General features: G+C 63.8%; 6 protein-coding genes. All 6 read right to left on the bottom strand.

Features of this window, described 5'->3' with window-relative positions; genetic code table 11:
* Window position 1 precedes the first annotated feature (1 nt).
* Entirely contained in the window at window positions 2-1,555 is a 1,554-nt protein-coding gene (locus JWR89_RS15275) for an NADH-quinone oxidoreductase subunit NuoF (RefSeq protein WP_299717579.1), read from the bottom strand.
* On the bottom strand, window positions 1,552-2,028 hold the full coding sequence (locus tag JWR89_RS15280; protein WP_299717581.1) for a formate dehydrogenase subunit gamma: 477 nt from the start codon (window positions 2,026-2,028) through the stop codon (window positions 1,552-1,554). Before JWR89_RS15280 ends, JWR89_RS15275 begins: the two co-directional genes overlap by 4 nt.
* Before the next feature lie 311 nt (window positions 2,029-2,339).
* Window positions 2,340-3,239 (bottom strand): LysR family transcriptional regulator, encoded by a 900-nt coding sequence (locus tag JWR89_RS15285; RefSeq protein ID WP_299717583.1) that lies wholly within the window; start codon window positions 3,237-3,239, stop codon window positions 2,340-2,342.
* Between the two features lie 280 nt (window positions 3,240-3,519).
* Window positions 3,520-3,726, bottom strand: coding sequence for a hypothetical protein (locus JWR89_RS15290; RefSeq protein ID WP_143575526.1), 207 nt, complete (start codon window positions 3,724-3,726; stop codon window positions 3,520-3,522).
* A 473-nt stretch (window positions 3,727-4,199) separates the two neighbouring features.
* Window positions 4,200-6,182 carry a tetratricopeptide repeat protein gene (locus JWR89_RS15295; RefSeq protein WP_299717585.1) on the bottom strand — a complete coding sequence of 661 codons (1,983 nt, stop codon included), beginning with the start codon at window positions 6,180-6,182 and terminating at the stop codon, window positions 4,200-4,202.
* A gap of 178 nt (window positions 6,183-6,360) precedes the next feature.
* Window positions 6,361-7,757 (bottom strand): porin (locus tag JWR89_RS15300; RefSeq protein ID WP_299717587.1); only part of this gene is annotated, 1,397 nt, incomplete at its 5' end.

Consider the following 7,757-nt stretch of genomic DNA (forward strand, 5'->3'; position numbering starts at 1 on the left):
CCTATTCAGCAGCTTGCAGGCGGGTCGGCACCGCGCCGAAATCTTCCGGGAAATGCTTCAGGGCGCTCATCACCGGATAGGAGGTGAAGCCACCCAGCGCGCATAGCGAACCGAACTTCAAGGTGTGGCAGAGGTCCTCGAGAACAACTTTGTTCTCTGCGACGCGTTCCCCGCGACGGATCTTGTCGATGGTCTCGACGCCGCGGGTCGAGCCGATGCGGCACGGCGTGCACTTGCCGCAGGATTCGATGGCGCAGAACTCCATCGCAAAGCGCGCCTGCTTCGACATGTCCACGCTGTCGTCGAACACCACGATGCCGCCATGGCCGATCAGGCCGTCGCGCTTGGCGAAGGCCTCGTAGTCGAACGGCGTGTCGAACAGTTCGCGCGGGAAATAGGCGCCGAGGGGGCCACCGACCTGGACCGCGCGCACCGGCCGGCCCGTAAAGGTGCCGCCGCCGACGTCGTCGATCAGCTCGCCGAGCGTGATGCCGAAGGCGACTTCGAACAGCCCGCCGAACTTGATGTTGCCGGCGAGCTGGATCGGCATGGTGCCGCGCGAACGGCCCATGCCGAACTCGGCATAGGCTTTCGCCCCGTCATTGAGGATGAAGGGGATCGCCGCGAACGACAGCACGTTGTTGATCACGGTGGGCTTGCCGAACAGGCCCTTGTGCGCCGGCAGCGGCGGTTTTGCGCGCACGATGCCGCGGCGGCCTTCGAGACTCTCCAGCAGCGAGGTCTCCTCGCCGCAGACATAGGCGCCGGCGCCGACGCGGACTTCGATGTCGAAGGCATGCGCCGAACCACAGATGCTGTTGCCGAGGAAGCCGGTGCGCTTCGCCGCTTTGATCGCCTGTTCCATCGCGATGATGGCGTGGGGATATTCCGAGCGGATGTAGATGTAGCCGCGGGTGGCGCCGACCGCGATGCCGGCGATGGTCATGCCTTCGATCACCACGAAGGGATCGCCTTCCATGATCATGCGGTCGGCGAAGGTGCCGCTGTCGCCCTCGTCGGCGTTGCAGACGATGAATTTTCGGTCGGCCTGGGTGTCGGCCACGGTCTTCCACTTGATGCCGGTCGGGAAACCGGCGCCGCCACGGCCGCGCAGGCCGGAAGCGCTCACGTCGGCGAGGATGCCGGCGCTGCCCAGCGTCAGTGCGCGCTCGAGGCCCTTGTAGCCGTCATGGGCGCGATAACTTTCGACCGAGCGGGGATCGACCACGCCGCAGCGTACGAAGGTGAGCCGGGTCTGTCGCTTCAGCCAGGGAATCTCGTCTGCGACGCCAAGCCGCAGCGCGTGGTCTGACGTGTGGATCATGGCGTCGAGCACCGACGCGACGTCGGCCTCGGTGACGGGGCCGAACGCGACGCGGCCTTCCGGGGCTGCGAGTTCGACCATCGGCTCCAGCCAGTACAGGCCGCGCGAGCCGGTGCGCACGATTTCGATCTCGAGCTGGCGCGCCTCGGCGACCTGCGCGAAGGCTGCGGCCACTTCGTCGGCGCCGACGGCGACCGCACCCGCATCGAGGGGAATGAAAATCCTGATCATCGCTGTGCCTCCGCGACCAGTGCATCGATGCGCTTCTCATCGAGCCGGCCGACCAGCCGGCCGTCCAGCATGGCGGAGGGCGCGGTGGCGCAGAGCCCGAGGCAGTAGATCGGCTCCAGCGTAACCCGCTGATCGGGCGTGGTCTTTCCAATCGCGATGCCGAGCTTGGCTTCCGCGCGCGCAATCAGGGCGTCGCCGCCGGCGGCCTGGCAGGCCTCCGCGCGGCACAGTTTCAGCACATGCTTGCCGGCCGGCTCGTGGCGAAAATCATGATAGAAGGTGAACACACCATGGACCTCGGCGCGCGACAGGTTGCGCGACTCGGCGATCATCGGGATTGCGGGCGCCGGCACGTAGCCGAAGGCTTCCTGCAGCGCGTGCAGGACCACGATGGTGCCGCCCTCGACATGCTGCAGCCCGGCAATGATCTCCGCGCCGCGCGTTTCGTCCCATGGCTCATCAACTGAGGTCATCGCGTTTCCGATTGTTGTTCCCGGAACGCATGGAAGTTGGAATCGCTCCAAAGATCAATAAAGCAGTCTCATGCTGCGATACGGAAACCGTATCGTCGCCGGGCAAAGGCGTGGGTTTTGAAATAGTTAGTTCAGTTGCGGTGCAGCAATTGACGGAATACTGACGTCAAATTTGTCATTGCGAGGAGCCCTTGCGGCGGAGCAATCCAGCTCGTCCTGCGCCTGCGGCTTTCTGGATTGCTGCGGCGCTTCGCTAAAGGGAAGCTGCAAGCTTTCCCTGACCTCGCAATGACGGGGAGAGGACGGAGCCCTCACGTCTCCAGCGAAGGCGCCACTTCCCTGGCGATCTGCACCAGCGTCGCCACCAGCGGAGTCATCGGGTCGCGCTGCGGGACGACCAGGCCGACGCCGTAGGTGACTTCGGGATCGACGATCGGGATCATGCGCACCGAACCTGTCGAGGTCAGGCCGAGGGTTTCCGCGAGCTTGGCAGGCATCACGCTGGCCCAGCGGCCGGTCTTCACGTGGGTGTAGAGCACGATGATCGAGTTCGAGGTCAGCATCGGCTTGGCCTCGGCGCCGACCGATTTCAGGGCGCGGTCGATGATGCGGCGGTTCTGCATGTCCGGCGTCAGCAGGCACAACGGCACCTGGCCGACTTCCTTCCACGTCACCTGGTCGCGGTCGCCGAACATCCCGTCGGGCGAGGTCAGCAGCCGGTAGCTCTCCTTGTAGAGCGGGATCGAGCGGACTTTGCCGAGCGGCTCGTTCTCGATGTAAGTGAGCCCGGCATCGACCTCGAGATTTTCCAGTAGGCCGAGCACCGCCGCAGAGGTGCAGGACACCACACGGAACCGGACGTCGGGATGCCGCGCGCGAAACGGCGTGGTCAGCGACGCCACCATGCCGAGCACGGTGGGAATCGCGGCAATGCGGATCTCGCCGGACAGGCTGTCCTTGAGGCCGTTGATCTCCTGCTTCATGGCGCGGGTGTCGCCGACGATGCGGCGCGCCCATTCGAGCGTTCGCTCGCCCTCCGGCGTAAAGCCCTGGAACCGCGAGCCGCGCTGCACCAGCATGACGCCGAGCATATCCTCGAGCTGCTTGAGGCTGGTGGACATGGTGGGCTGGGTGACGCCACAGGCTTCGGCGGCGCGGCCGAAATGCCGTTCCTTGGCCAGCGATAGCAGCAGTTCAAGCTTTTCGATCAAGGTGCGCCTCGCTTGGACCACTTTGGGACAACGGGGAGCGGCGCGATGCTCGCCTGCGTGGTCTATTTCCGCCCCTGCGCCAGCATACGGCGCAGATTACCGTTGCCGCAACAAGCGAGGCTGGAACCGGCGCGTCGGCGCCTGGCATGGACAAGCCGATCCCGCGAGCGCGCGGCGATCATACCGCGGCTCGGGATGTCGGATGAAAGCCTCGCGAAAGGCTCGTCTGCTGTAGTAGTAGCGTTGGCGCAGCGATGCGCAGCCCGGAAGCGGGACGATATCAGCCGAGGCGGCTAATCTGCTCTTCGGTCACGACGCGCTCGACGTTCTCGGTCTTGCTTTTGATACGATAGCGCGGGCGGCCATCAGCTTCGATGGGCAAGCAGGAAGTGATGGTGTAGACGCTGCGTTCCTTGACCATCGAGCGACCCTGCGGCCCCTGCAGCTGGTGGTGGACGTCGTCATTGATTGCGTAGTTATGCGCCATTATTCATACTCTCCACGATGAGCGGCTTTTAGCCACAACCGCGCCGTAAAGCAAGAAATCTGTAGCAATTTCGGTCAGATAGCACGTCAGGCCTGATATGCAATCAAGTCTGTCCAGCGCTACTAGTAATACCGTTGCGTCGATTTCCGTCCGTGTCTGCCGGTCGAGACGGCAACATTTCAGGGGCTTTACGGCCTATTCGGCGAATTTCCCACATCCGCGCCGACTGTCGCCACGCTGTTAGTAATGAATCCCATCGCCGGCACCCCGTACCGCGAATCGGGGTTCTAAAAACCGAAAAACCACCGGCAGGGCATTGCCGGTGGTTTCGGAGGTTTACATTAGTTTCGCATGTCTCCTTGAAGACAGGGCCGTCAAAGGATTTGCCGGCTGCGCAAAATCACAATACATGATTTAGATCGTTGAGCACAATAGCTGATTTAATCATCTAAACCAGATTGTGTGGAATGTGCTCATTCGGTTACCGCGATGGGCGCCGGACCCAGGCCAATCCGCCGCCGCTCAACCATCGCGCGAAACGCAGCCTCGATCTGGCGGGTGAAGAGTCGCGTGTCGAACAGCGGCGCCGTGAGGCGGTTGGCCGCCAGTTTTTGACGGATCTCGGCCAACCGCTCCGGAGCGGCGGCGAGTTCGATCGCAAGGCGTTCGTAGTCGTCCGGCGTGGTCGCGATCAATTCCGTCAGATCGAGATTCGTGAGCAGGCTGGCGGCGACGCGGCCGGCAAAAGTCTCGCCGCGGCAGGTGAGCAGCGGCAGGCCGGCCCACAGCGCGTCGCTGGCGGTGGTGTGGGCGTTATAGGGCAGCGTGTCGAGAAACAGGTCGGCGCAGCGATGCCGCGCCAGATGATCTGCCGGCGGCATTCGCGCCGCGAAGATCAGACGGCCGGCATCGACGCCACGCGCCAGCGCTTCGCGCTGCAGGTTGGCGACCGCCGCCACGTGATCGTCGAGCAGCCACAGCACGCTGCCCTCGACCGCAGCCAGGATGCGCATCCAGCGATCGAACACGTCAGGGGTGATCTTGTAGGCGTTGTTGAAGCAGCAGAACACGAAGCCATGCGCAGGCAGGCCGCATTCCTCGCGCGTAAAGCGGCGATCCCCTATCGGCTTTTTGTCGTCATTGGCCTGATAGCAGTTCGGCAGCGTGACAACCTTCTCGGCGTAAAACGATCGATGCTCCGCCGGCACCACCTCGGCGTCGGCGATGATGTAATCCATGTAGGGCGCGCCCAGCGTGCCGGGGAAACCGAGATAGTTGACCTGCAGCGGCGCCGCGCGGCGCGCAAAGACACCGGTGCGGCCATCGCCGAAATAGCCGTTGAGATTGACCAGGATGTCGATGCGTTGCGCGCGAATCGCCGCAACCGCGTCGGGATCGCTGAGCCCGGCGATATCGACGATACCCCTCACCGAGTTCTCGATGCGTCGCCGGATCTCGCTGCCGTCATCAAAACCGTTGTCGATGGCGACAATCTCGAACTGCGTCGCGTCGTGCTGCTCCAGCACGCCGACCAGCAGCAGCGACGTCGCCTGCTCACGGAATTCGCCGGACAGATAGCCGACACGGATCTTGGCGCCGGGTACGGACGCGGCGACGGCGGGCGATGAGCCATTGGCGGGATAGCGCGCGGCACTGTAGAGCGTGGCGCAGCGCTGCAGGCTGCGCTCGGAGGTGGCGACGCCCTGCCAGCCGAACGGCTCGGCCGCGAGCTTGCCGGCCGCGAGGTCGGCTTCGATCTCGGCGATCAGCGCCGCGATTCCGTTCCAGTCGCAGATCAGCATCTGTTGATGCAGCAGGCTGCCCTTCAACAGCGGAAGATCGGGATTGAGGCGGCGCGCTTGCGCAAAGGCCTGCGCCGAAGAGTCGGGCTGGCGCATCTGCGCAAAAATGAAACCGCGACCGAACCATGCTTCGGCGAGATCCGGCTGCAACGCCAGCGCCGTATCGCAGGCGGCCAGCGCCTCTTCATAGCGCTTCAGCTCGGCCAGCGACTTGCTCTTGTTGAAGAACGCCGCGGCGTAGCGCGGGTCGAGGGCGATGGCGCGGTCGAAATCCGCGATCGCGGCAACGTAGTCGCGCAGCTCGTTGCGCACGGTGCCGCGATTGTTCCAGCTCTCGGCATGAGAGGGGTTCAGCGCCAGCGATTCGGAAAAGCGTTGCAGCGCTTCGTCGGGGCGGCCCAGCGCCTTGAGGACGAGTCCGTAATTGTAGAACGTCGCGTCAGATTTGGTGTTGAGGCGCAACGCGGATTTCAGATACGGCTCGGCTTCCGGATGGCGCTTTAGCGCGACCAGGATGACGGCCAGGATATTCAGCGCCGCGAAGTTCGTTGGATCCTTGCGCAGGACCTTGCGGAAATCGCGCTCGGCGGCGTCGAGCCGGCCCTGCTGGAAGGCCGCGAACGCGCCCTGGAAAAGTTCTGCTGCGGACGCCATGCGGGCTGGGACTTCGGCTTGCGGACGGGAATGACGCCGCCGGTATAGACGCCCAGCATAGCGGCGTCGAGAACGGCGCCGTGCGGGAGCGGCCGTGCACCCTGCCCCCCCAACGCAAAAATCCCCGGCAGTTTCCTGCCGGGGATTTCTGTTTCAGAGACTGATCGTCAGATCAGGATCAGAAGGAGCGGATCGCCTGGACCGCGCCGTTGTAGGTGTTCTGGTTGCCCAGCGAGTAGGTCTGACCAGCGGTCTGGCCAGTCAGGCCTGCACCGTTCGTGTACGTGCCGGTCAGGTTCTGGCCGAGGCGGCTGTAGATGAATTCAGCCGAGAAGGTCAGATCTTTCACAGGGGTCCATGCGGTCTTGGTGCCGACCTGAACGATGTTCAGGTCGAAACTGCCGGTCGCATTGAGGACACCGGCCGTGATCGGGCTGATCGCAGCGGTCGATGCACCCTGGGTGCCGAGGCGGCCACCAGCACCGAAAGCAGCGAACAGCAGCGCGTCACCCGCCGCACCGTACGAGATCTTGCTGTACGAACCGTACACCGACGTGCGCCACTGCGGAGTCCAGTAGTGCTCGAAGGCCGCATCGACCTGCCAGGCCTTGGAGGTCTGGACCTGACCGCCGGGAGCGAACACGCCGTCGAGGACGTAGCCGAAACCAAGCGAATTCCCGTTGACGCGCGAGTAACGACCGCCACCAACCGTATCGACCGTGCCACCGAAGACGTACTTAGCGGCACCGTCCGCATAGGTCGCTTCCAACAAGAACCGATCGCCAGCGCCGGTCGGCAACTGGGTCAGGCTCAGGCCACCAGTGACCGCGTAACCCCACTTGTCATCCGGATGACCGGTCAGGTTGCTGTTCGCGGTGTTGAAGCCGGTCGTGATGTTGTGGCCGGCGGCTGCGAAGTTGAGCGTACCCCAGGCCTGGTCGAACTTGAGGCTGCCGACGATTTCCGGAATGTGGTCACCACCCGCGGCGTTGCCGAGGAAGGTGTTGGTACCGCCGTTCGGAGAACCGCCGTAACCGATGGTCAGGAACGGATTGGCACCGGGGGCCAGGATGAAGCCGGAGGTGTTGTAGACGCCGGCGGTGCGGTAGGGCTGGCCGTCTTCGAGCGAGATGGTGCCCGACAGGCCGTTACCGAACGAAGCGGTATAAGCCAACTGTGCGATACCGGTTGCGTTATTCGAACCCTGGTAGAGGCCCGAAGAGATGTTCGGACGTGCCAGAGTCCACTGCGGGTCGAACTGCGAAACCGCCTTACCGATGGTGAAGCCGGCGAACTGGATGAACGCGTAATCCATTTCGATGTAGCCGCCAGCAATCGTCTCACGGCCCTGCAGGAAGTCGAACTGGACGTTGGAGTAGGTGCGAAGGACACCGTATTCGGTGGCGGTGCGGGTATCCAACGTGGCGTTGACGCGCTCACGGGTCGTCATGTTGTTCTTGGTCCAGAGGTTGTTGCCGCCGGCACCACCCTGCAGGAAGGGAGTGTCGTAGCTGCCACCGTTGAACGCGGTATCGATACGGATCGCGCCGCCGATCTTGATGCAGGTGTCGGTGC

Source organism: Tardiphaga sp. (assembly GCF_028290785.1).
Classification (GTDB): Bacteria; Pseudomonadota; Alphaproteobacteria; order Rhizobiales; family Xanthobacteraceae; genus Tardiphaga.

What these genes read in the sequence shown, in the direction of transcription:
- JWR89_RS15275 (WP_299717579.1), bottom strand. Translation starts at nt 1,555, where the DNA reads ATGATCAGGATTTTCATTCCCCTCGATGCGGGTGCGGTCGCCGTCGGC.
- JWR89_RS15280 (WP_299717581.1), bottom strand. Translation starts at nt 2,028, where the DNA reads ATGACCTCAGTTGATGAGCCATGGGACGAAACGCGCGGCGCGGAGATC.
- JWR89_RS15290 (WP_143575526.1), bottom strand. Translation starts at nt 3,726, where the DNA reads ATGGCGCATAACTACGCAATCAATGACGACGTCCACCACCAGCTGCAG.
- JWR89_RS15295 (WP_299717585.1), bottom strand. Translation starts at nt 6,182, where the DNA reads ATGGCGTCCGCAGCAGAACTTTTCCAGGGCGCGTTCGCGGCCTTCCAG.